Origin of the sequence: Flagellimonas cixiensis (genome assembly GCF_042134615.1) — a bacterium.
GTDB lineage: Bacteria > Bacteroidota > Bacteroidia > Flavobacteriales > Flavobacteriaceae > Flagellimonas > Flagellimonas cixiensis.
Window position 1 is genome coordinate 2,543,413 of sequence record NZ_CP169639.1, and the last position, 23,055, is coordinate 2,566,467.

The window sequence follows — 23,055 nt, forward strand, 5'->3', positions numbered from 1 at the left end:
CTCATCCCTTTGGGATGGCTACAGCACTACGATGCAACGAATCGCCAAATTCATTTATTATAAACTGATGGGGTGGAAGCTCAAAGGCACCTTTCCCGATTTAGATAAATGTGTGGTAATAGTGGTTCCCCACACCCATTGGCTGGATTTTTTTCTCGGTCTGTTGATTCGGAAGGTCATCAATCAAGAAATCAATTATATTGGTAAAAAGAGCTTGTTCAAACCACCATTTGGTTGGTTTTTTAGATGGACTGGTGGGGCTCCCGTAGATCGCAGCAAAAATTCCAACACCGTAGATGCCATTGTCCAAATTTTTAATGAACGTAAAGTATTTAGGTTTGCCTTGGCCCCAGAAGGCACCCGAAAAAAAGTGGATAAATTAAGAACGGGATTTTATCATATTGCACAAAAAGCAAAGGTTCCCATTGTAATGGTGGCATTTGATTTTGGCAAAAGGGAAATTAAAATCGGAAAGCCTTTTTTCACGTCGGATGACCCAGCAAGTGATTTTGAAAAAATACACGAATTCTACAAAGGTGTAAAGGGCAAAATTCCCGAGTACAGTTTTTAATGCAGTGATTTCTATAAAAAATTAACTAATACTTAAGTAATTATGGTCGTAGGCTTTTCTGTAGCTGTCAACCCTTTTAAATAGGTTGTAGGGCTATCCATTTTGGTCGGTTGGCAAAGAAGTTGGTTTTTTTTTGAATAAAACCATTACATTGATTTCTTATTACTAAACAAGCTATTTTATGAAACTATCAAACAACCTAGTCGTAAAACGATCATTGGCGATAGCTCTATTTTCGGGTTGCCTTGTATTTACGACAAATGCGCAGGAAACTAAAAAAAGAAAGCCCATTATTGATGTGCACGTGCATGCAATGAAGGTGAATCCAGATTTTGTGTCACCCATGTGTCCTTGGTTTTTAAAAAACATGCCAGGAAGTGGCCCAAAACAAGATCCGCCCTCTTTTATAAACTTAGATTGTATTAACCCCTTGCAACCGGCGAGAAGCGATGAAGAAATGGCGGCTGCCATTTTACGAGCGAATAAAGAACTGAACATCACCATGGTGGTAAGTGGGGATGCAGAAACCATTCACAAATGGCATGCGGCAGCTCCAGATCAAATAATTCCATCGTTGGGAATAAGTAATGCCGACCAAATGTCGGTAGAGGCATTTCGCGATTCGCTTTCCACAGGATTTTATAAAGTTATGGGCGAGGTTGCACCTCAGTATCAAGGTATGTCGCCAAGCGATATGTCACTCGACGAATATTTTGGCGTGGCAGAAGAATTGGGAATTCCGGTGGGGATTCACATGGGGACAGGAGGAAATGGAATGGCGAATCTCACATCACCAAAATATAGAGCCTCTTTGGGCCAACCTTTCCTGTTGGAAGATGTTTTGGCAAGACACCCAAAGCTTAAAATTTGGGTGATGCATGCCGGATATCCCATGGCCGACCAAATGATTGCCCTTATGGGTGCCAATGCCTATGTGTATGTGGATTTAGCTGGATTTATCTGGTCCTATCCCTTGGAGGAAATCCATGACTACCTAAAACGATTGGTGCAAGCAGGATTCGGGAAAAGAATTTTATACGGAACCGATTTTATGATGTGGCCAGAACTATTTGAAACCTCTATTCAAGTGATAGAGAGTGCCAATTACCTTTCCGAAGAACAAAAAAGAGATATTTTCTTTAACAATGCCGTACGTTTTTTCAATTTGGATGCGTCCAAATTTGAATAGACCTATTACGAATCTTTTTAAAAATTGGGGGCTGCTTTTAAGTAATCCCCAATTTTATTTAAGGGTGGTTGTTCCATCAGGCTATTGGGAGACTTCTACTTATATTTGAACAACCAAAACTAACTCAAATTATGATGCTTGAAAACTCAAGAAAGAATTGCTTTCGGATATTGGCCGTTGCAGGGCTAATATCTACCTCAATGGTATCCGCCCAGGAATGGAAAGGATACGCCCCAACTTCAAAAGCCGAACAAGAAACGGTAGAATCCAAGTTTCTAAGTACTGTGGATTTTCCAAAATTCAAGGAACACCTTAAAACATTGACTGCCAAACCACACGTTGCAGGAACAAAAGCCAACGAAGAAGTGGCAGATTACATGGTTTCCGTAATGGAAAAGGCGGGAATGAAGGTGGAAAAATATCCATATGATATTTATATGACCTCTACAGGGGGGAGTTCCGTGGTGGAGCTGGTAACGCCGCACCGTATGCCACTGAATCAGCAAGAAGATATTTTAGAAGAAGATAGATTTTCTTCCGATCCAACCTTGGAAAAAGGATGGAACGCTTATTCTGGTAGTGGCGATGTAACTTCCACCGTTGTGTATGCCAATTATGGAACCAAAGAGGATTTCGAAAAATTGGTAGAAATGGGTGTTGATATCAAAGGGAAAATCGTAATCGCCCGATATGGTAGAAACTTTAGGGGATTCAAGGCCAAGTTTGCCGAACAATTTGGTGCTGCAGGATTAATCATGTACACCGACCCTGCTGATAGTGGTTATACAAAAGGTCTAGTGTATCCAGAAGGACACAACTTTAGCGAAAGTGCCATTCAGCGTGGTTCTATTTTAACCACGGATTACGAAGGCGACCCTTTAACGCCATTTGAACCATCATTGCCATTGGATGGAAAGAAGAAAATCAAAAGATTGGACCCATCGGAGGCCTCTTTGCATACCATTCCTGTTTTGCCATTGTCCTACGGTTCGGCCAAAGAGATTATCGGAAAAATGAAAGGTGCCGTTGTTCCCAGTGGATGGCAGGGCGGTCTTCCATACACTTACCGTTTGGAAGGCGGCGACGCGTTGACCGTTCGCTTAAAAGTGGACCAGCCTAAAGATTTTGTTCGCATCAATAATGTGGTAGGTACTTTTAAAGGAACAACCTATCCAGATGAGTGGATTATTTTGGGATGTCATTACGATGCCTGGGCATTTGGAGCTACCGACCCAAACAGTGGAACGGCCATGTTGTTGGCATTAAGTGAAACCATTGGCGAATTGGTGAAAAGTGGAAATGCCCCAAAAAGGTCAATTCTTATTGCGCATTGGGATGCTGAGGAACATGGCGTAATCGGTTCTTCGGAATGGGTAGAGCAAATGCGTGATGAACTTGATGCCAAAGCGGTTGCCTATCTAAATTTTGACGGGGGTGTTTCAGGGAAAAACTTTGGTGCTTCGTCCTCCCCAAGTTTAAAGAATTTGGTAACCGAAATGGCTCAAAAAGTAGATTATCCTTATTCGGATAAAACTCTTTATGATCAATGGAGAGGGGATAAGGAAGAACCCAGAATTGGAAACTTGGGGGGTGGCTCAGATCACATTGCGTTTTATATGCACGTAGGAGTTCCATCCTTGAGTGGAGGGGCAGGTGGTCCAACATTGTACCACACCAACTATGACAGCTTCAATTTTTATGAAAAGTTTGTTGACCCAGAATTTCAAATGGGAGGGACCATAGAGCAGTGGACTGGTCTAATGGCTTTGCGAATGGCCAATGCAGAGGTAATTCCCTACGATGTGGAACGCTATGCTGTGGACTTAAAAGGTCATTTTGCCAATGCCGTGGAGAAAATCAAAAAGTTTGATGAGGGCTTTGCTGGATTTGATAAGGTGGAACAATCCATTGCCGTCTTGGAGAAAAATGCAGAAGGATTGAACAGTGCGATTCAAACAGCTTTGGCAAGTGGAAAATTGTCCAAAAAAGAAATCAAGGACATCAATAAACAATTATTGGCTTTGGAAAAAAGCTTTATCGATGAAAAAGGAATGTATTTTGGTTCATGGTACAAATCCTTGTACGCATCTACCGACCCTTTTAGTGGATATGCCTCCTGGATTCTTCCCGGATTGGAGTATGAGATTTCCTCTAGCTCCACAGAACGTTTGGAGGAATGGGATGAAAGATATGCGGCTGCCATCGCTGACTTGGCGGATAAAATGCAAAAGTTGACTCAGCGTATTTCTTAAGAAATAACTAGATAAAGAAAAAGGGGCAAGATTTGATCTTGCCCCTTTTTTTATTTTGTTCCCTAAAGGTTATTCCTGCATGGTGTGGTATACGTTCTGTACATCATCGTCCTCTTCTATTTTTTCCAAGAGCTTCTCCACATCGGCGACCTCTTCTTCACTAAGTTCTTTAGTGACTTGTGGAATGCGCTCGAAGCCGGATGAGATAATTTCGATTTCCCTAGATTCCAATTCTTTTTGAATGGCCCCAAAATTTTCAAACGGAGCATAAATATGAATACCGTCTTCGTCCACGAAAACCTCCTCGGCACCAAAGTCAATCATTTCCAATTCCAGTTCTTCCGGGTCTAGTCCTTCACCATTGATGGTAAAATTACACGTGTGGTCGAACATAAACTCCACCGAACCAGAAGTGCCCAAACTACCATTACATTTATTAAAATAACTTCTAATGTTGGCCACGGTTCGGGTATTGTTGTCCGTAGCCGTTTCGATCAATATGGCGATACCGTGGGGCGCGTAGCCCTCAAAAAGCACCTCTTTATAATCCCCTTGACTTTTATCGGAAGCTCTTTTAATGGCTCTCTCGATATTGTCTTTGGGCATGTTCACCGACTTGGCATTCTGAATGACGGCACGCAATTTGGAATTGGCATCGGGGTCAGGGCCTCCTTCTTTCACTGCCATTACAATATCTTTCCCAATTCTTGTAAACGCTTTGGACATTGCGGCCCAACGTTTCATTTTTCGTGCTTTTCTAAATTCAAATGCTCTTCCCATATCAAGTATTAAATTATGGCTGATAGCAAATTTAGCAAAAAAAGCCCCCTTGTCAAGAGTGATTTTTTGGGTGATGCCAATAATCTACCGGACTTATACCGGCAAATGATGTTCTATGATTTCCTGACAACTGAAATGTAGGTTTTTCGGTAATTTATTGTCCTTGGGCAAAGCGGCCAAATAACGGTCTTCGTTGGTGGTGTAAACCCGTTTGTAAATGGGATTATAGCTTCCCATCCGATCTATGATCTCCTTGATAAATTCCTCGTGATGAATTAAATCGCTGCTCCCCAAATGAAAAATTCCTGTTTTGTTTCGGTTGATGAGGTAATGGATTTGTTGCGTTAATCTATCATCGTTGGTCACATTGATGATGAGGTTAGGGAATATTTCAATCGGCTCGTTGTTTTCAATATTTTCTTTGATTTCCCGAACTCTTGGAGATGCATTTCCGAACACCATGGGGACCCTCAGAATTGCTGTTTTTTCCTTTGGCAAACGCATCATCATGTTCTCAATCTTAATTTTGAGGCGACCGTAGACACTTAATGACAAGGTTTTGTCATATTCGTATGAGGGGAATTGACTGTAGGCATCAAACACATTGGCCGATGAGATAAAATAAAGTTTAGTTTCGGTCTTCATCAAGTATTCCATCAAATGTAGATGGGACTGAATCTGTGCTGGAAAGTTCCCCCGGAGCGAGGAAACTATGATATCGGGTCGCACCTTTTCCAATATGTGAAAAATATCATCTTCCTCGACATCATACCGCAAAAATTGCTGGTTGTTGGCAAAGGAACGGTTGGAATAGTAGGTGCCGTAAGTATCAAAATAGGAGCATAGTTCTTTGTATATGGCATTGCCCACAAATCCACTAGCTCCTAATATCAATATCTTTTTTTTATCCAAAGGCTATCTAGCTGTTTTTATAAAATGGGAGTTTAACCACAGTTGCAGGAACCTTGTTGATTCGAATTTGAATGAAAATGGGGGTGTCCACTTTGGAGAACTCAGTGGTCACATATCCCAAACCAATTCCTTTGGAAAGGGATGGCGACATGGTACCAGAGGTCACTTTTCCAATTTCGTTGCCCTCGGCATCCACAATGGTATAGCCATGTCTTGGAATACCTCGTTCTTCCAATTGGAATGCCACTAACTTTCTTTTTGGACCTTCTTCTTTTTCTTTGGCAAGTGCTTCGCTGTTCACAAAGTCCTTAGTGAATTTGGTGATCCAGCCCAAACCAGCTTCAAATGGAGAAGTGGTATCATCAATATCATTTCCGTACAGGCAATATCCCATTTCCAAACGAAGCGTATCACGGGCGGCCAATCCAATGGGTTTGATGCCGAATTCGGCACCCGCTTCAAAAACTTTGTCCCAAACTTGCTGAACCTCCGAGTTCTTGCAATAGATTTCAAATCCGCCAGAACCTGTGTATCCTGTTGCAGAAATGATCACATGCTCAATTCCCGCAAAATCAGCTACAACAAAGTTGTAGAATTTAATTTCGGCAAGGTTTACCGAAGTCAAGGATTGCATCGCTTCAACCGCTTTAGGTCCTTGAATGGCCAAAAGGGAATAATTATCGGAAATATTGCGCATTTCTGCTCCAATGGCCTCATTGTATTTGGAAATATGGTTCCAATCCTTATCAATATTGGAAGCATTTACCACCAACAAATAGGTTTCCTCTTTTATTTGGTACACAATAAGGTCGTCCACTATACCTCCCGTTTCATTGGGCATACAGCTGTATTGCGCCTTTCCAATTTCAAGTTTGGAAGCATCATTGGAAGAAACTTTTTGAATCAGTGCCAATGCATTCGGCCCTTCAATCAAAAATTCGCCCATATGGGACACATCAAAAACACCAACACCGTTTCTAACTGTTTCGTGCTCAACATTAACGCCTTCATAGGAAACAGGCATATTGTAACCTGCAAAAGGCACCATTTTGGCTCCTAATGCTTCGTGGGTGGGGGTAAGGGCGGTATTTTTCATTCGTTTCAATATTTGCGGTGGCTAATTTATAGAATTAATTGAGGATACCCTTGTTTTAGCCTCTTATCATTTCCATAAAATTGAATTAATATGGGGATAATTAAATTTCATTTTTCGTATTTTGACCCAAACATTTGATATGCACCGAACTATTCTAAGCTTGCTATTGACCGCCCTAAATTTTGGTATGGTCATTTCTCAAAATACCCCAACCGATTATTTACCTGCCGATTTCCATAAAGCACGAAGAGCTGCTGTTCGTGAAAAGTTGCCGCCCAACACGGCTGTGGTGCTTTTTGCCAATGCGGAACGCAACCGAGCCAACGATGTGGATTACCTCTACCACCAAGACCCAAACTTTTATTATTTAACAGGGTACAAAGAGCCCAATGCAGTTCTAGTGATATTTTCCGAGCTGCAGACCGATGCCTCTGGGAACACTTTTGATGAAATTTTTTATGTGCAGGAAAGAGACCCTAGAGCCGAACAGTGGACAGGAAAAAGATTGGGTGTTGAGGGCGTTAAAGGAAAGTTGGGCTTTGAGATGGTTTTTAATGGAAGCGAGTTTGAAAATTTCCCATTGGATTTCACTGCTTTTGATAAGGTTTCTTTTGTGGATTTCCAAAATGATTATCGCGATAAATCGGGAACGGCGGATTTGTTTGATTTGATTAAAACTTTCAAGATAAAAGCGAACTATCCTGCGGATTACAACCCTGTTCGAAATCAACTGTATAAAAGAATTGCGGTTGCCACTGCTGAAAATAGTGATGACATAGCCAAAGCTATTGAGCGTTCCCAAAACCGTTATCCAGAATTAAAGGAGGATGAATTGTTGAATGATTTTGTGGATGCCAACAATGATGAAATCCGCGATGAAATTAAAAATAAAGTGTTGGTGGTGCAGCGTTCATCCAATTTGGATTCGAGTATTTTGCCCAAAGTGATGGCAGAATTACGTCAAGATAAAACACCTGAGGAACTCAAACTTTTGAAGAAAGCAGTTGAAATTTCATGCGTAGGTCAGATTGAAGTAATGAAAGCCATGCACCCCAATATGTCTGAAACTGAAATTCAGGGCGTGCACGAATATGTGTACAAAATTTATGGTGCCGAGTACGAGGGCTACCCATCCATTGTAGGAGGTGGAAACAATGGTTGTATCCTACATTATGTGGAGAACAATAAAACGCAAGTAGGTGATGATTTGGTACTTATGGATTTAGGTGCAGAATATCACGGATACACTGCCGATGTGACCCGTACCATTCCTGCCAATGGAAAGTTTTCTCCTGAGCAAAAGGCGATTTATGATATTGTGTATGATGCCCAAGAAGCTGGAATCAAGGCCAGTGTGGTAGGAGCCTCTTTCCGCGATCCACACAATGCGGCATTGGAAGTGGTTTCCAAAAGATTGATGGAATTGGGAATCATCAAAGAGGCCAAGGAGGCCAGAACCTATTTTCCACACGGTACGTCCCATTATCTGGGATTGGATGTGCATGACCCTGGCACTTATCAAGCATTCAGGCCCAATCAGGTGATTACCGTAGAACCTGGAATTTATATTCCCGAAGGAAGCGATTGCGACAAAAAATGGTGGGGCATTGCCGTTCGCATTGAGGACGATATTTTGGTTACTGAAAATGGTCCTGTGAACTTATCGGGCATGGCTCCAAGAACTACCGAAGCTATTGAGTCCATGATGCAGCAACCCAGTCCGTTGGACGCATTTAAATTGCCAAAATTGGATTAACTATCGAGTAGGTGTTCCTTTAACTCCTCGTAGGTGGTAATTACGTGTGATTTTTTCGTTTTGTCCATCACCTTTAAAATTTGAGGTGGGATTTCTGGACTTACATCCAATGTGTCTTCCACCACATCTAAGAATTTTACGGGATGTGCAGTTTCCAAGAAAATACCAAAGGTATCTGGATTTGATTTTTGATATTCTTTGAGTCCGAGGTATCCGACGGCTCCATGAGGGTCCATCACATAGCCTGTTTTGTCATGTACCTCTTTCATGGTGGCTCTGGTTGCTTCATCTGTAAAAGAATAGGAAGACAGGTTCTCCCGAAGTTGCTCTAAATTATCTTGGTACAAATGACGGATGCGGACAAAATTGCTTGGGTCACCCACGTCCATGGCGTTGGAAATGGTTGCTTTAGAGGGTACAGGTTCATAAATCCCTTTTTCCATGAATTTGGGAACCACATCATTTACATTGGTGGATGCTACAAAATGCTTTACGGGCATGCCCAATTTTTGGGCGACCATTCCCGCACAAATGTTTCCAAAATTTCCTGAGGGTACAGAGAAAACAATTTCTTTTCCTTTTGATTTTGCTTGTTTGTACGCAAACAAAAAGTAGAACAATTGGGGCAACCAACGCGCTACATTAATGCTATTGGCCGAAGTCAATTTTTTATGGTCTGTGATACTCGCATCCAAAAAGGCAGTTTTTACCATGCGTTGGCAATCGTCAAAAGTACCAGATACCTCCATGGCTTCAATGTTCTGCCCAAGCGTGGTCAATTGTTTTTCTTGGATCTCGCTCACCTTGCCACTGGGATAGAGGATAACCACTTTTACACCATCCACTCCTAAAAAACCATTGGCGACGGCACCTCCAGTATCTCCGGAAGTTGCCACCAAAACAGTAACATCTTGTTTTTCACCTTGTGAAAAATAACCCAGACAGTTTGCCATAAAACGGGCGCCCACATCTTTAAAGGCCATGGTAGGGCCGTGAAAAAGCTCCAAGGTTCCCACACCTTCTTCAATTTCCACAACCGGAAATTCAAAATCCAAGGTATTGGCAATAATGTCTTTTAAAGCTTCATCGGAAATGTCCGTGCTCACAAATTGATGAATGGCTTGAAAAGCTATTTCGTGATGGGATAACTCTTCGATATTTTCAAAGAATTCAGCAGGGAGCGGGGTAATCTCTTCGGGAAAGTAAAGACCTTTGTCCGGAGCGATTCCTGCGATGACCGCCTCTTTGAATGATACTTGTATATGATGGTTGTTTAAACTGTAAAATTTCATGGTTAAGCAATTTTCTTTACGCCTTGGCTATTGACTTTGGAATTGTGGATATCGAAATCCACACCGATGTTTTGATAGGTTTCTTTCATGGATTCTGCCACTTTTTTGGCCGTTTCTTCCCCCTTGCTCAGCGCAAAAATGGAGGGGCCAGAGCCCGAAATGCCACTTCCGAGAGCACCTGCTTTTAGGGCATTTGTTTTAATATCATCAAAAGCAGGAATCAAAATGGAACGGATAGGTTCCACAATATGGTCTTGCAACGAACGCCCGATAAGTTCGTAATCATTGGTGAAAAGCCCAGCGACCAAACCGCCGAGGTTGCCCCATTGTTGAATCCCTTGTTTCATGGAAATGGTGGTCTTCAAAATTTTACGGGAGTCTGAGGTCTTGATTTCTATCTGTGGGTGAATCACCGTTGCGTACAATTCCGATGGTGTAGGAATCGGAACAATATCGAGTGGCTCATAACTCCTCACCAATGTGAAACCGCCATAAATGGCAGGGGCCACATTATCGGCATGGGCCACATTACTGGCCAATTTTTCGCCTTGCATGGCAAATTGCACCAATTCCAAATTGGAAAAGGGTCTGCCCAACAATTCGTTCATGGCCCAAACAGCTCCCGTGGAACTGGCAGCACTGCTACCGATGCCACTGCCTGGTTTGATGAGTTTATTGATTTCTATTTCGAAACCACCGTCATAATCGCTTTTTTCCAAAAGCGCCAATCCTGCAACTCCAGCTACATTGTTTTCGGTTTCCAAGGGAAGGTCTTGTCCGATGACCTTAGTGATTCGAATGCCTTTTTCTGAAGTCTTGCGAACCGTCATTTCATCGCCTACCGAGTCCAAGGCCAAGCCAAGCACATCAAATCCGCAAGAGACATTCGCAATGGTTGCAGGGCAAAATACTTTGATTTCTTCCATGATTTAAAAATTTCCGATTCGAACAATATCAGCAAAGATACCTGAAGCGGTTACATCAGCACCAGCACCAGCACCTTTTATGATCAAGGGTTGATTCACATAGCGGTCGGTAAAAAACAGTACAATGTTGTCGCTACCTTCCAAATTGTAGAAATCGTGGCCTTTTGGAATTTGCTGCAATCCAACTTTGGCCTTTCCATCTTCAAATTGAGCCACATATTTCAATTTGCAATCCCTGTCTGCTGCGTCTTTGTACATTTTTTGAAAATCCGCTTCGTACTTTATCAACGATTCAAAAAAGGCTTCATTGGAGTTGGTTTCCAAGCTTTCTTTAGGCAGGAACGGTTCGTTTTCGATATCTTCAATATCCAATTGGTATCCACTTTCCCTCCCTAAAATCAGGATCTTTCGCATGACGTCAATACCACTTAAATCGATGGTTGGGTCTGGTTCAGTGTACCCTTGTTCCTGCGCTTGTTTTACCACATCATGAAAAGTCACCGAGTCATTAAAAGTGTTGAACACAAAGTTGAGACTACCAGAAAGGACGGCCTGTATTTTCCTGATTTTATCGCCTGAGGCAATCAAATGCTTTAGGGTATCGATAATGGGCAATCCGGCCCCCACATTGGTTTCAAACAAGAAAGGGGAGTTGTATTGTTTGGCCAAATGTTTCAAGTTTTTGTAATGCTCAAAATCTGAAGAGCAAGCAATTTTGTTACAGGTTACTACAGAAATACTGTTTTTTAGGTAGTCGGGGTAACTCTCTGAAACCTCGGCACTGGCTGTGTTGTCCACAAAAATACTGTTGCGGTAATTCAGGGATTTGATACGCTCAAAAAAGTCCAGTTTGTCGGCAGGCTCACCATTGCCCAAAACAGTTTCCCATTCTTTTAATGAGATTCCATTTTCATCAAAAGCCATTTTTCTGGAATTACTGATGCCAATAACCCGAACATTGAGCTTTAGCTCATCTTTTAAATATTTCTTCTGTTGGCGGATTTGGTCCAAGAATTTGGAGCCCACATTTCCAACGCCCATTACGAACAAGTTCAACTGTTTGATGTTTTCTTCAAAGAATGTTTCATGAAGTGAGTTGAGCGCTTTTTTAACATCATCTTTTTTGATGACGGCGGAAATATTTCGCTCCGAAGCACCTTGCGCAATGGCTCGAATGTTCACGTTGTTTTTTCCAAGGGTACTGAACATTTTACCGCTCAATCCTTGGTGACTTTTCATATTATCACCAACTAGGGCCACAATGGTCAAGTCTTTCTCAACAATTACAGGTTTTATCTTTTTGGTCGAAATTTCGTATTCAAAAGTTTCGTTCACTGCTTCTGCGGCCATATCCACATCTTCATCGGCAATACCCACACAGATGGAATGTTCGGAAGATGCTTGGGTGATCAGAACAATGCTGATGTTTTTTACTGAAAGTGTTTCAAAAAATCGTTTGGAGATGCCTGGGATTCCAATCATGCCCGGACCTTCTAAAGAAAGCAAGCTAATGTTCCCCACATGACTAATGCCACGTACTGTTTTGCCATTTCCATTGATGTTTTTGGCAATCAAAGTTCCCGGGCTTTCAGGGTCGAAGGTGTTTTTTATGGCAATTGGGATTTCTTTTCCCAGCACCGGTTGAATAGTGGGTGGATACAATACTTTCGCTCCAAAATGGGAAAGCTCCATGGCCTCTTCATAACTGATGTTGGCAACGCATTTGGCCTGTTTTACCAGTTTTGGATTAGCTGTGTACATACCGCTCACATCCGTCCAAATTTCCAAAATATCAGCGTTAACCGCCCCAGAAATAATGGCAGCGGTATAATCAGAACCGCCTCTGCCCAAAGTAGTGGAGTTTCCTGTGCCACTGGATGCCACAAAACCTGGTAGTATTGTAATTTGGTTCGGATTGCTGGCAAAGAAGGCTTCGCAAAGGGTATTTGTCTTGTTGAAATCTACATTGGCCTTGCCAAAGTTATTATCGGTAATGATCAATTCCCGGCTATCCTTGTAAGCAACATCCAAGCTTTCAGCTTTTAAGAATTCACTGATGATGTAAGAGGATAACAATTCTCCATAGCTCACGATCTTGTCAGAAAGTTTTGGGGTGAGTTCCCCAATCAAAAAAGCACCCTCCAATAAGGTTTCCAAAGTATTGAGCTCACTTTTTACTTTGCTCAAAACCCCACTTTGAGAAGTGACGGGAATTAATTCCTTGATGGCTGAAATGTGTCTGTCCTCAATTTCTGAGAGACTGTTTTTATAGTTTAAATCTTGCTGGGAAGCCAAATGGGAGGCAGTAAGCAAAAGGTCGGTAACACCACCAAATGCTGAAACCACTACCGCGATTTTGTTATTGGCTTGATTGCCAAGAATGGATTTGACCTTATTTATATTTTCTGGATTGGCCACGGAAGTGCCTCCAAATTTTAAGACTTTCATGATGAAATATTATTGTAAGATGTAGTAATAAAATGAAAAAACGGACGGAATTATATATAGCAGACTTACCCCAAAGGGGTGGTGATGGTAATGGTGAAGATAGATGAAGCAGTGTTCATCCAACCCAATTTAATATCCGTTTGTTTTGTTTGCATTATTATCTAATGAGGGGATAAATGTAGTACTTTTGGTTACTTCATCAAATCGTTGGTGAGTTTTTTTGCGATATTCACACAAATCTTCAATTTTTATTGACGAATGAAACTTTTTTCCGCCCAACAAATCTATGAAGCTGATAAATCTACAATCAAAAAAGAGCAAATTACCAGTGATGTCCTTATGGAAAGGGCTGCTTCACAGCTTTTTGAATGGGTGCATTCCCGGTTAAGGGGTACGCAGGTCAATATTGTACTTTTTTGCGGCATAGGAAACAATGGGGGAGATGGTATGGCCCTGGCTCGAATGTTACATGAGCATGGATATGCCACTAAAGTATTTGTGGTCAATTATAGTGAAAAACGTTCGGAGGATTTTCTTTTGAATTTAAAACGGCTTAAGGAGGCTGAGGTTTGGCCTGATTTTTTAAATGAATCAAGTGACATGCCCGATTTATCGCCCAACGATATCGTGGTTGATGCCATTTTCGGTATTGGCTTGAACAGGGCGCCTGCACCTTGGTTGGGACAACTGATCCAACATATCAATGCTTCACAAGCCTTTGTGCTCTCCGTCGATATCCCTTCGGGCTTGCCTATGGACAGAAATCCTTGGGATGCTGCTCATGTGATTCAATCAAGTTATGTCCTGACCTTTCAAGTGCCGAAATTGGTCTTCTTTTTGCCAACATCAGGAATTTATATCAATCAATGGGAGCTGTTGGATATCGGTCTGGACCAAGAATATCTTACTAAAACCGACACTGGGTTTGAGTTGATTGGTCGGCCTGAAGTGTTGCCCATGTATCGTCCTAGACTCAAGTTTTCCCATAAAGGGACCTATGGGCACGCATTGATCGTTGGGGGAAGTTATGGTAAAATAGGTGCGGTTCAACTGGCGAGCAATGCCTGTTTGAGCGTGGGCAGTGGTCTGGTGACGGCTTTTGTTCCCAAATGTGGATATCATGCACTTCAAACTGCTATTCCCGAGGTTATGGTGTTGACGGATGCGGATGAGGTAAATCTGACTCAAATTGATTTGCCTTTTGCTCCCACAATTATTGGAGCAGGTATTGGTGTTGGTGTGAACGAAAGAACCATTTTGGCTTTTGGTGCCTTATTGAAAAGTGTTTCTTCGCCTATGGTGATAGACGCGGATGGGTTGAATATTTTATCGCAGCACCCAGATATGATGAAGGATGTTCCCGAGCTATCCGTATTGACTCCCCATCCAAAAGAGTTGGAACGATTGATCGGAAAATGGGATTCAGATTTTGAAAAATTGGAGAAAACGAAACAGTTTTCGAGGAAATATAATGTGGTTGTTGTGATTAAAGGAGCCCATTCCATTACCATTTATAAAGGCAAAGGTTATGTAAATTCCACAGGTAACCCGGGAATGGCAACCGCCGGTAGTGGTGATGTGCTTACTGGAATGATAACAGGTTTAATGGCCCAGGGCTATCCAACGTTGGAAGCCACTATTTTTGGTGTTTACCTACATGGTTTGGCCGGGGATTTGGCTGCTTCGAACTTAGGTTACGAAGCTACCACGGCTTCAAAGATTATTGAAAATATAGGGAATGCCTATTCAGAATTGTTCCGACCACCAGAACAGGCGCTGGAAAATAATTAAGATTTCGACTTTTTACTATTGCTGAGTCTTTTCTTCACCCAAGCCAAAGCATTATCATATTCTATAAAGAACTCCATGGGTTTTTTGTAGAACATTTTCTCAATCTTGAAATTGTGCATGTCGATCTCTTTCTTGGAGACAATGGCGAAGGCTTTTAGATTTTTTAGCCCTCTTACGTAATTGTACACAGTTGGATCTATGGCATAGGAATTTTTTCTTAGGCTGATATACCCAAATTCTTTATCTCTAAAATGTATTTCTGAAATGCCGATGACTTGATACGTTCTTTCTAAGGTAACGGTGGCGCCCTCGTCAAAAGAAGCAACCATATAATCGTCATATACCTGAACGGTCCCAATGTCTAAATTGTACTCGCGTACAACGACAGTCTTCTTTGTCGAAGTTGATTTCATCCCCAAGTGTAATTATAGTGTCTCGATAACGAAAGTACTTGGATTGGTAAATGAGCTAAAAAATAATAGATTAAATGCTGAATTATCGTTTAAATGACACATTTGGATATAAAAAAAGCTGACCATGGTCAGCTTTTTCTAAGTCAGTGTATTACGGTTTTATTTTTCTGCTTCGGATGATTCCTCTGTTTTTTTAATGGATATTGTAAGCTCTTCTTTGGCTTCATCCAAATCCATAAAAATACTATCGCCCTCTTCCAATTTCGAATTTACGATTTCCTCGGCCAGTGCATCCTCAATATATTTTTGGATGGCCCTCTTCAATGGGCGGGCACCATATTGCTTGTCAAAACCTTTATCGGCAATATAATCCTTGGCCTTGTCGGAAAGATTGAGTTCGTAACCGATATCTTTTATTCTGTTGAACAATTTGTTCAATTCAATATCAATGATCTTGTGGATGTCTTCTCTTTCCAATGGGTTGAAGACCACTACGTCGTCAATTCTATTTAAGAACTCGGGTGCAAATGCTTTTTTGAGCGCACTTTCGATTACTCCTTTTTGATGGCTATCGGCCTGTGCTTTTTTGGCGGCCGTTCCGAATCCAACGCCCTGTCCAAAATCCTTCAATTGTCTTGCACCGATGTTGGAGGTCATGATGATGATCGTATTCCTAAAATCAATCTTGCGACCTAAACTATCGGTCAAGAAGCCATCATCCAACACCTGTAACAGCATATTAAATACATCTGGGTGTGCCTTTTCAACCTCATCCAATAGAACAACGGAGTAGGGCTTACGACGTACTTTTTCGGTCAATTGTCCCCCTTCTTCGTATCCAACGTACCCTGGAGGTGCTCCCACCAATCTAGAAATGGCGAATTTTTCCATGTATTCGCTCATATCGATTCGGATTAGGGCATCTTCAGAATCAAATAGTTCCTTGGCCAAAATTTTGGCCAACTGGGTTTTACCCACCCCTGTCTGGCCTAAAAATATGAAGGAGCCAATCGGCTTGTTAGGGTCTTTTAAACCTGCCCGGTTTCGTTGAATGGCCTTGGCCACTTTGGCCACCGCTTCGTCTTGTCCGATTACAAAACCTTTGATTAGGTTGGGCAACTCGGCCAATTTGTTGCTTTCTGTTTGTGCGATACGATTCACAGGGATTCCGCTCATCATGGAAACTACATCGGCCACATTATCTTCCGATACCGTTTCTCTGTGTAGTTTGCTTTCTTCTTCCCAGCGCTCTTGGGCAACTGCCAGTTCTTTTTCCAGACGTTTTTCGTCATCGCGAAGTTTGGCAGCTTCTTCGTATTTCTGTTTTTTAACAACGCTATTTTTCAGTTCTCGAACATCTTCCAACTGGCTTTCCAGTTCCAAAATTTGTTTTGGAACGTCCATGTTTACGATGTGCACGCGTGAACCTGCTTCATCCAGTGCATCAATGGCCTTATCCGGTAAAAATCGGTCCGTCATGTAACGGTTGGTCAATTTTACACAGGCCACAATGGCATCGTCGGTATAGTTTACATTATGGTGCTCTTCATACTTCCCTTTGATGTTCATCAAAATTTCAATGGTCTCCTCCACAGTGGTTGGTTCCACCATGACTTTTTGGAAACGACGTTCCAAAGCACCATCTTTTTCGATGTACTGTCTGTATTCATCAAGCGTGGTGGCTCCAATACATTGAATCTCGCCTCTTGCCAATGCAGGTTTGAACATGTTGGAGGCATCTAAGCTTCCTGTTGCCCCACCAGCACCTACTATGGTATGGATTTCATCAATGAACAGAATGATATCGTCATTTTTTTCAAGCTCGTTCATCACCGCCTTCATTCGCTCTTCGAACTGACCACGGTATTTTGTACCAGCCACCAATGAGGCTAAATCTAGTGTTACAACACGCTTGTTGTAAAGGATACGTGAAACTTTTTTGTTGATGATTCGAAGCGCCAAACCTTCAGCAATGGCACTCTTGCCCACACCAGGTTCACCGATCAACAATGGATTGTTCTTTTTTCTACGGCTCAATATCTGTGAAACCCTTTCAATCTCTTTTTCTCTGCCTACAACAGGGTCCAATTTATTTTCCTCGGCCAATTTGGTCAAGTCACGGCCAAAGTTGTCCAACACCGGAGTTTTGGATTTTTTGTTTCCTTTTTGTGCGGCACCGCTTCCACCAAAGGTGCTTTCTTTTCCATCGCCCACATCGTCGGTATCACCAGGGAAGGATTCCGCTTGTGGGGAATCGATATAGTCATCATCACTTGTGATCATGGATTTGAACTGCTCCTTCACGTTATCGTAGTCCACTTTTAGTTTGTGGAGCAACTTTGTGGTGGGGTCGTTCTCGTTTCTAAGAATACAAAGTAGCAGGTGTGCGGTATTGATGGATGAGCTTTGGAAAAGCTTGGCTTCCAAAAATGTTGTTTTTAGTGCACGTTCCGCTTGGCGAGTCAGATGTAGGTTTTTCTTATCCTTCTGAATCGTTCCTGTATTTGGGTTTGCCGGACTTAGAATCTCTACTTTTCTGCGTAGGTGTTCCAAGTCAACGTCGAGTGCGTCCAATATATTAATGGCTTTGCCATTTCCATCTCTCAAAAGACCAAGCATCAGATGCTCCGTACCAATAAAATCGTGGCCCAATCTTAGGGCCTCTTCCTTACTGTATGCTATAACGTCTTTTACTCTTGGGGAAAAATTATCGTCCATACGTTTCCTTTTCAGCAATTAAAATTAATAAAAGTATTGTTATGGTGGTCAAATACCGTACCCTTATTCGATAAAGTAGTGGTAAATGTCGGAAATATGGTGGTTTTTTTATCGATTTAACAAAGCTTTATTATCGTATTCGGGGGTTTGTGGATAATGTTGATAATTTTTTTAATAAAACACGGGCAAACCATTATAAAGGCTGCTATTTTCTGTATATTGCCATGATAATTTAACCACAAAAATTAATAACAAATAAGCATGGCGGAAGGAGAAAAGTTAATTCCTATCAACATAGAGGATGAGATGAAATCTGCCTACATTGATTATTCAATGTCGGTCATTGTGTCACGTGCCCTGCCAGATGTTCGTGATGGACTAAAACCTGTACACCGAAGAGTACTTTTCGGGATGCATGAACTGGGAGTAAGGTCCACCGGTTCACATAAAAAATCTGCCCGTATTGTTGGGGAAGTTTTGGGTAAATACCACCCACATGGTGATTCATCGGTTTACGATACCATGGTGCGTATGGCCCAAGAATGGAGTTTGAGGTATATGCTCATCGATGGCCAAGGTAACTTTGGTTCTGTGGATGGGGATAGCCCAGCAGCAATGCGTTATACAGAGGCGAAAATGCGCAAAATTGCCGACGAAATGTTGGCAGATATTGATAAGGATACTGTTGATCATCAATTGAACTTTGATGATACCTTGGAAGAACCTACCGTATTGCCCACCCGAGTTCCCAATTTATTGGTGAACGGCGCTTCGGGTATTGCCGTGGGTATGGCCACCAATATGCCGCCCCATAACTTATCGGAAGTGGTGGATGGTACAATCGCCTATATCGATAATGGCGATATTGAAATAGAAGAGTTGATCACACATATTAAGGCTCCCGATTTTCCTACAGGGGGAATTATTTATGGGTACGATGGTGTAAAAGAGGCTTTTCATACCGGTCGTGGTCGAGTGGTCATGCGTGCTAAAGCTTCCTTTGAGGAAATCCAAGGAAGGGAATGTATCGTGGTCACCGAAATTCCATACCAAGTGAATAAGGCGGACATGATCAAGAAGACCGCCGATTTGGTCAACGATAAAAAAATTGAAGGTATAGCATCTATCAGGGATGAATCCGATAGAAAAGGGATGCGTATCGTTTACATATTGAAACGAGATGCCATTCCAAATATCGTATTGAACACCTTGTACAAATACACGGCACTTCAATCCTCTTTTAGTGTTAACAATATTGCCTTGGTCAATGGAAGACCGCAATTGTTGAACCTGAAGGAAATCATCCACCATTTTGTGGAGCACAGGCATGAGGTTGTGGTTCGTAGAACCAAATTTGAGCTTAAAAAAGCGGAGGACCGTGCCCATATCCTTGAAGGATTGATCATTGCCTCGGACAATATTGATGAAGTAATTGCCATTATTCGTGGATCTGCCAATGTGGAAGACGCACGAAACAATCTGATGGAGCGATTCAAGTTGACCGAAATCCAAGCGAAGGCCATTGTGGAAATGCGTTTGCGTCAGCTTACAGGACTGGAGCAGGACAAACTTCGTGAAGAGCATGCCGAACTTTTAAAGACCATCGAAGATTTGAAAGACATTCTTGCCAAAAAAGAGCGTAGAATGCAGATCATCAAAGATGAGTTGATGGAAGTAAAGGAGAAGTACGGTGACGAAAGAAGATCTGAGATCAACTACGCAGGTGGTGATTTGAGTATCGAAGATATGATTCCGGATGAGCAAGTGGTGATCACCATTTCACACGCTGGATACATCAAAAGAACTCCTTTGTCTGAATACAAAACCCAAAATAGGGGAGGTGTAGGTCAAAAAGCATCTTCTACCCGAAATGAGGATTTCTTGGAGCATTTGTTTGTGGGAACCAACCACCAATACATGTTGTTCTTTACCCAAAACGGAAAATGTTTCTGGATGCGGGTCTACGAGATCCCAGAAGGTAGCCGAACCTCTAAAGGTAGGGCCATCCAGAATTTGATCAACATTGAGTCGGATGATAAGGTAAAAGCCTTTATCTGTACCCAAGATTTGAAGGATGAAGATTACGTGAATAGTCATTACGTAATTATGGCGACCAAAAAAGGTACTGTGAAGAAAACCTCTTTGGAGCAATATTCCAGACCACGTCAAAATGGTATCAACGCCATTACCGTAAAAGATGGAGATGAGCTATTGGAGGCCAAATTGACCACGGGAACAAGTCAAATTTTCCTTGGTTTGAAATCTGGTAAGGCCATCCGCTTTGAAGAATCCAAGACCAGACCTATGGGGCGTAATGCATCTGGAGTTCGTGGTATCACTTTGGCGAACGATAAAGATGAGGTAATCGGTATGGTTTCCGTACACAATTTTGAGGACGATATCTTGGTTGTTTCAGAAAATGGGTATGGTAAAAGATCCAACTTGGACGATTATCGCGTAACTAATAGAGGAGGAAAGGGTGTAAAAACCATTTCCATCACCGACAAGACCGGTGGATTGGTTGCGATTAAAAACGTAACCGATACCGATGATCTTATGATCATCAACAAGTCCGGAATTGCCATTAGAATGAGCGTGGAAGACCTAAGGGTTATGGGTAGGGCCACTCAAGGTGTTCGACTTATCAACTTAAGGGATGGTGATTCCATTGCAGCAGTGGCCAAAGTTATGAAAGAAGATGATCCAGTGGATGAAACCAATATTATGGATATCGAAGTGAAGGGAGAAGATGGCACGGCAATTGATAATGACAAGAGCGAAGAATAATTAATAAATCAATATACACTAAATCAATAATTTACTTTTTAAACATGAAAACTAAAGTTTTATTAGTACTTGCCTTAGGTGTTTCCATGATGGGTTTTGCCCAGAAGGATGAAATCAAGGACGCGGAAAAGGCATTGAAGAAAGGTGACGCGGCGGCAGCCAAAGCAGCTTTGGAAAGTGCTTCATCCACCATTGCAAGTGCAGATGAGAAAATGCAGGCGCAGTATTATGCAGTATTGGGAAATGCAAACTACGATTTGGCCAAAAAAGGTGATGCTTCAGCTTTTGAACCAGCAGTTGAGGCTTATCAAAAAGTTGTTTCTATTGAGGAAGCTAGCGGAAAGGAGAAATACACAAGTGTTGCCAAAGAGCAAATGTCGGCAATGACCGCTGACTTGGTGAACTCTGCCGTAGAGGACAACAACAATAAAAATTTCATGGAAGCAGCTGAAAAGTTGTACATGAGCTACAAGTTAAGCCCACAGGACACCATTTACCTATATTATGCGGCAAGTAGTGCTGTAAATGCCCAAGAGTATGAGCCAGCTTTGAAATACTACAATGAACTGAAAGATTTGAACTACGATGGTAGTTCAGTTTCTTACACTGCTGTTGATGTTAGCACAGGTGAAACCGTAACCATGGATAAAGCTACACGTGATCTTTACGTAAAAGCTGGGACTCACAAAGACCCAAAAGAAGAAGTAAGTCCTTCAAAAAGACCAGAGATTGTAAAGAATATCGCCATGATCTATCAGCAAATGGGAGACAATGAAAAAGCGCTTGCTGCATATTCAGATGCCAGAGCGGTAGATCCAAACGATGTAAACTTGGTTTTGGGTGAAGCTAACCTTTACTACGCCATGGGCGACAAGGACAAGTTTGTGGAATTGATGGGACAAGCTTCAGAAATGGCCCCTGATAATCCAGATTTATTGTACAACATCGGTGTAATCAACATGGAGCAAGGAAACTTGGAAGCTGCAAGAGATGCTTACAAAAAAGCCTTGGCCGTAGATCCTGGTTATATCAATGCTCTTTTGAACCTTTCTACCACTTATGTGAACGAAGGTAACGGACTTATCGATGAGATGAACTCTCTAGGTACATCTAAAGCTGATATTGCTAAATACGATGAACTTAAAGACAAAAAAGATAGTCTATTTAGAGAAGGTGCCACCGTGTTGGAAGATGCACTGAAATCAAATCCTGATAACGAGGGTGTTTTGACCCAGTTGAAAAATATTTATGGAGCTTTGGGAGATACTGAAAACTTCATGAGAATTAAAAAGCTTTTGGGAGAATAAGAAACTCCTGAACCAAATAAAAAGCCTCAACACTGTTGAGGCTTTTTTTATATGATTTTTTTAATCACCCGAAGTTGATGGGTGTATAGTTTTTCATCTGTATTGAAAATACCCGTATGATCTATGCGGTCGATACGGACATGACCGTTTACATGGATGATGTAATTGTCCTTAAGAATAATGCCCACATGGTCGATAACACCTTCATTGTTATCAAAGAAAGCAAGATCACCTGGTTCGCTTTCTTCTATAAAGCTTAAGGCTTCCCCTTGTTTGGACTGTTCTTCGGCCGTACGCCCCAAGGCATATCCATTTATTTTATAGACCATTTGGGTGAAACCGGAGCAATCGATACCAAAAGGTGTTTTTCCTCCGCCCAAAAAAGGTGCTTTTAAATACAAAATGGCGGTATCTATCAATCCTTCTTTTACATTCTGTCCCTCTTGAACGCTTCCTTCGAACGTATGCCCTAAAAGCTCAGGTGCGTTCATCATGGAGCCTAGTAAAATAGGTAACAGCATTCCATCGCTGGCATAGATATGGGATATGATATCGCAACAAATTTTAGTATGTTCCAAGGCATCCAGCTCCTCATAAACTTGCTCAGGAACCACGGTAATTTGATTGTTGGGCACCCAACCTTCAAATCTGTCGTAAGCTACCCGAATACGGCTCCATTTCTTTCGACTTTCCAAGATCTTAAAATGTTCTCCATATTGGAGCTGGGAAGTCATTTCGGAACATCCATCCGGATTGGTACGAATAGGAACAATACTTAGAGGACAAATTCCATATTGCATTTAAAGTACAGATTGAA

General features: G+C 41.9%; 16 protein-coding genes. 7 read left to right on the forward strand and 9 right to left on the reverse strand.

Annotated features, from left to right (window positions below):
* Nucleotides 1-31: 31 nt before the first annotated feature.
* From ABT310_RS11485 to ABT310_RS11495, 3 genes are all read left to right on the forward strand, one after another.
* Nucleotides 32-571: a 1-acyl-sn-glycerol-3-phosphate acyltransferase gene (locus ABT310_RS11485; protein ID WP_375324024.1), complete on the forward strand. Its 540-nt coding sequence runs from the start codon at nt 32-34 to the stop codon at nt 569-571.
* 181 nt (nt 572-752) lie between these two features.
* A complete protein-coding gene (locus ABT310_RS11490; RefSeq protein ID WP_375324025.1) occupies nt 753-1,760 on the forward strand; it encodes an amidohydrolase family protein in 1,008 nt (335 codons plus the stop codon).
* A gap of 131 nt (nt 1,761-1,891) precedes the next feature.
* Nucleotides 1,892-4,012: a M28 family peptidase gene (locus ABT310_RS11495; RefSeq protein ID WP_375324026.1), complete on the forward strand. Its 2,121-nt coding sequence runs from the start codon at nt 1,892-1,894 to the stop codon at nt 4,010-4,012.
* A 69-nt stretch (nt 4,013-4,081) separates the two neighbouring features.
* Here the strand turns inward: ABT310_RS11495 and ABT310_RS11500 are convergent, their stop codons facing one another.
* From ABT310_RS11500 to gcvT, 3 genes are all read right to left on the reverse strand, one after another.
* The gene (locus tag ABT310_RS11500; RefSeq protein ID WP_375324027.1) at nt 4,082-4,792 is read right to left on the reverse strand and encodes a YebC/PmpR family DNA-binding transcriptional regulator; all 711 of its coding nucleotides are present in this window, start codon (nt 4,790-4,792) and stop codon (nt 4,082-4,084) included.
* A 93-nt stretch (nt 4,793-4,885) separates the two neighbouring features.
* Nucleotides 4,886-5,704, reverse strand: a complete 819-nt coding sequence (locus ABT310_RS11505; RefSeq protein WP_375324028.1) for a sugar nucleotide-binding protein — start codon at nt 5,702-5,704, stop codon at nt 4,886-4,888.
* 7 nt (nt 5,705-5,711) lie between these two features.
* Nucleotides 5,712-6,800 (reverse strand): glycine cleavage system aminomethyltransferase GcvT, encoded by a 1,089-nt coding sequence (gene gcvT, locus ABT310_RS11510; RefSeq protein WP_375324029.1) that lies wholly within the window; start codon nt 6,798-6,800, stop codon nt 5,712-5,714.
* Nucleotides 6,801-6,939: 139 nt separating this feature from the next.
* Here gcvT and ABT310_RS11515 point away from each other — a divergent pair, with 139 nt between their 5' ends.
* Nucleotides 6,940-8,556 (forward strand): aminopeptidase P family protein, encoded by a 1,617-nt coding sequence (locus ABT310_RS11515; protein WP_375324030.1) that lies wholly within the window; start codon nt 6,940-6,942, stop codon nt 8,554-8,556.
* Here the strand turns inward: ABT310_RS11515 and thrC are convergent.
* From thrC to thrA, 3 genes are read right to left on the reverse strand one after another with little or no spacing between them, the layout of a single operon-like run.
* Nucleotides 8,553-9,848, reverse strand: a complete 1,296-nt coding sequence (gene thrC, locus ABT310_RS11520; protein ID WP_375324031.1) for a threonine synthase — start codon at nt 9,846-9,848, stop codon at nt 8,553-8,555. The two genes, ABT310_RS11515 and thrC, sit on opposite strands and share 4 nt — an antisense overlap.
* Before the next feature lie 2 nt (nt 9,849-9,850).
* Complete coding sequence (locus ABT310_RS11525) at nt 9,851-10,774, reverse strand: homoserine kinase (protein ID WP_375324032.1); 924 nt, start codon at nt 10,772-10,774, stop codon at nt 9,851-9,853.
* Nucleotides 10,775-10,777: 3 nt separating this feature from the next.
* Nucleotides 10,778-13,222, reverse strand: a complete 2,445-nt coding sequence (gene thrA / locus ABT310_RS11530) for a bifunctional aspartate kinase/homoserine dehydrogenase I (protein WP_375324033.1) — start codon at nt 13,220-13,222, stop codon at nt 10,778-10,780.
* Between the two features lie 258 nt (nt 13,223-13,480).
* On the opposite strand from thrA, the gene ABT310_RS11535 reads away from it, so the two are divergent.
* Nucleotides 13,481-15,013, forward strand: coding sequence for an NAD(P)H-hydrate dehydratase (locus tag ABT310_RS11535; RefSeq protein WP_375324034.1), 1,533 nt, complete (start codon nt 13,481-13,483; stop codon nt 15,011-15,013).
* Here the strand turns inward: ABT310_RS11535 and ABT310_RS11540 are convergent.
* Both ABT310_RS11540 and ABT310_RS11545 read right to left on the reverse strand, forming a co-directional pair.
* The gene (locus tag ABT310_RS11540) at nt 15,010-15,426 is read right to left on the reverse strand and encodes an STAS/SEC14 domain-containing protein (protein ID WP_375324035.1); all 417 of its coding nucleotides are present in this window, start codon (nt 15,424-15,426) and stop codon (nt 15,010-15,012) included. The genes ABT310_RS11535 and ABT310_RS11540 overlap by 4 nt on opposite strands.
* A 159-nt stretch (nt 15,427-15,585) precedes the next feature.
* Nucleotides 15,586-18,144: an ATP-dependent Clp protease ATP-binding subunit gene (locus ABT310_RS11545; protein ID WP_375324036.1), complete on the reverse strand. Its 2,559-nt coding sequence runs from the start codon at nt 18,142-18,144 to the stop codon at nt 15,586-15,588.
* 261 nt (nt 18,145-18,405) lie between these two features.
* Between ABT310_RS11545 and gyrA the strand changes: the two genes are divergently transcribed.
* On the forward strand, nt 18,406-20,931 hold the full coding sequence (gene gyrA / locus ABT310_RS11550) for a DNA gyrase subunit A (protein ID WP_375324037.1): 2,526 nt from the start codon (nt 18,406-18,408) through the stop codon (nt 20,929-20,931).
* 44 nt (nt 20,932-20,975) lie between these two features.
* Entirely contained in the window at nt 20,976-22,238 is a 1,263-nt protein-coding gene (locus tag ABT310_RS11555; protein WP_375324038.1) for a tetratricopeptide repeat protein, read from the forward strand.
* A gap of 47 nt (nt 22,239-22,285) precedes the next feature.
* On the opposite strand, the gene ABT310_RS11560 is transcribed toward ABT310_RS11555, so the two are convergent.
* Nucleotides 22,286-23,038, reverse strand: a complete 753-nt coding sequence (locus tag ABT310_RS11560; protein WP_375324039.1) for an NlpC/P60 family protein — start codon at nt 23,036-23,038, stop codon at nt 22,286-22,288.
* Nucleotides 23,039-23,055: the final 17 nt, after the last annotated feature.

Coding starts and splice junctions, on each gene's coding strand:
- ABT310_RS11485 (WP_375324024.1), top strand. CDS start 32: ATGCAACGAATCGCCAAATTCATTTATTATAAACTGATGGGGTGGAAG.
- ABT310_RS11490 (WP_375324025.1), top strand. CDS start 753: ATGAAACTATCAAACAACCTAGTCGTAAAACGATCATTGGCGATAGCT.
- ABT310_RS11495 (WP_375324026.1), top strand. CDS start 1,892: ATGATGCTTGAAAACTCAAGAAAGAATTGCTTTCGGATATTGGCCGTT.
- ABT310_RS11500 (WP_375324027.1), bottom strand. CDS start 4,792: ATGGGAAGAGCATTTGAATTTAGAAAAGCACGAAAAATGAAACGTTGG.
- gcvT (WP_375324029.1), bottom strand. CDS start 6,800: ATGAAAAATACCGCCCTTACCCCCACCCACGAAGCATTAGGAGCCAAA.
- ABT310_RS11515 (WP_375324030.1), top strand. CDS start 6,940: ATGCACCGAACTATTCTAAGCTTGCTATTGACCGCCCTAAATTTTGGT.
- thrC (WP_375324031.1), bottom strand. CDS start 9,848: ATGAAATTTTACAGTTTAAACAACCATCATATACAAGTATCATTCAAA.
- ABT310_RS11525 (WP_375324032.1), bottom strand. CDS start 10,774: ATGGAAGAAATCAAAGTATTTTGCCCTGCAACCATTGCGAATGTCTCT.
- thrA (WP_375324033.1), bottom strand. CDS start 13,222: ATGAAAGTCTTAAAATTTGGAGGCACTTCCGTGGCCAATCCAGAAAAT.
- ABT310_RS11535 (WP_375324034.1), top strand. CDS start 13,481: ATGAAACTTTTTTCCGCCCAACAAATCTATGAAGCTGATAAATCTACA.
- ABT310_RS11540 (WP_375324035.1), bottom strand. CDS start 15,426: ATGAAATCAACTTCGACAAAGAAGACTGTCGTTGTACGCGAGTACAAT.
- ABT310_RS11545 (WP_375324036.1), bottom strand. CDS start 18,144: ATGGACGATAATTTTTCCCCAAGAGTAAAAGACGTTATAGCATACAGT.
- gyrA (WP_375324037.1), top strand. CDS start 18,406: ATGGCGGAAGGAGAAAAGTTAATTCCTATCAACATAGAGGATGAGATG.
- ABT310_RS11555 (WP_375324038.1), top strand. CDS start 20,976: ATGAAAACTAAAGTTTTATTAGTACTTGCCTTAGGTGTTTCCATGATG.
- ABT310_RS11560 (WP_375324039.1), bottom strand. CDS start 23,038: ATGCAATATGGAATTTGTCCTCTAAGTATTGTTCCTATTCGTACCAAT.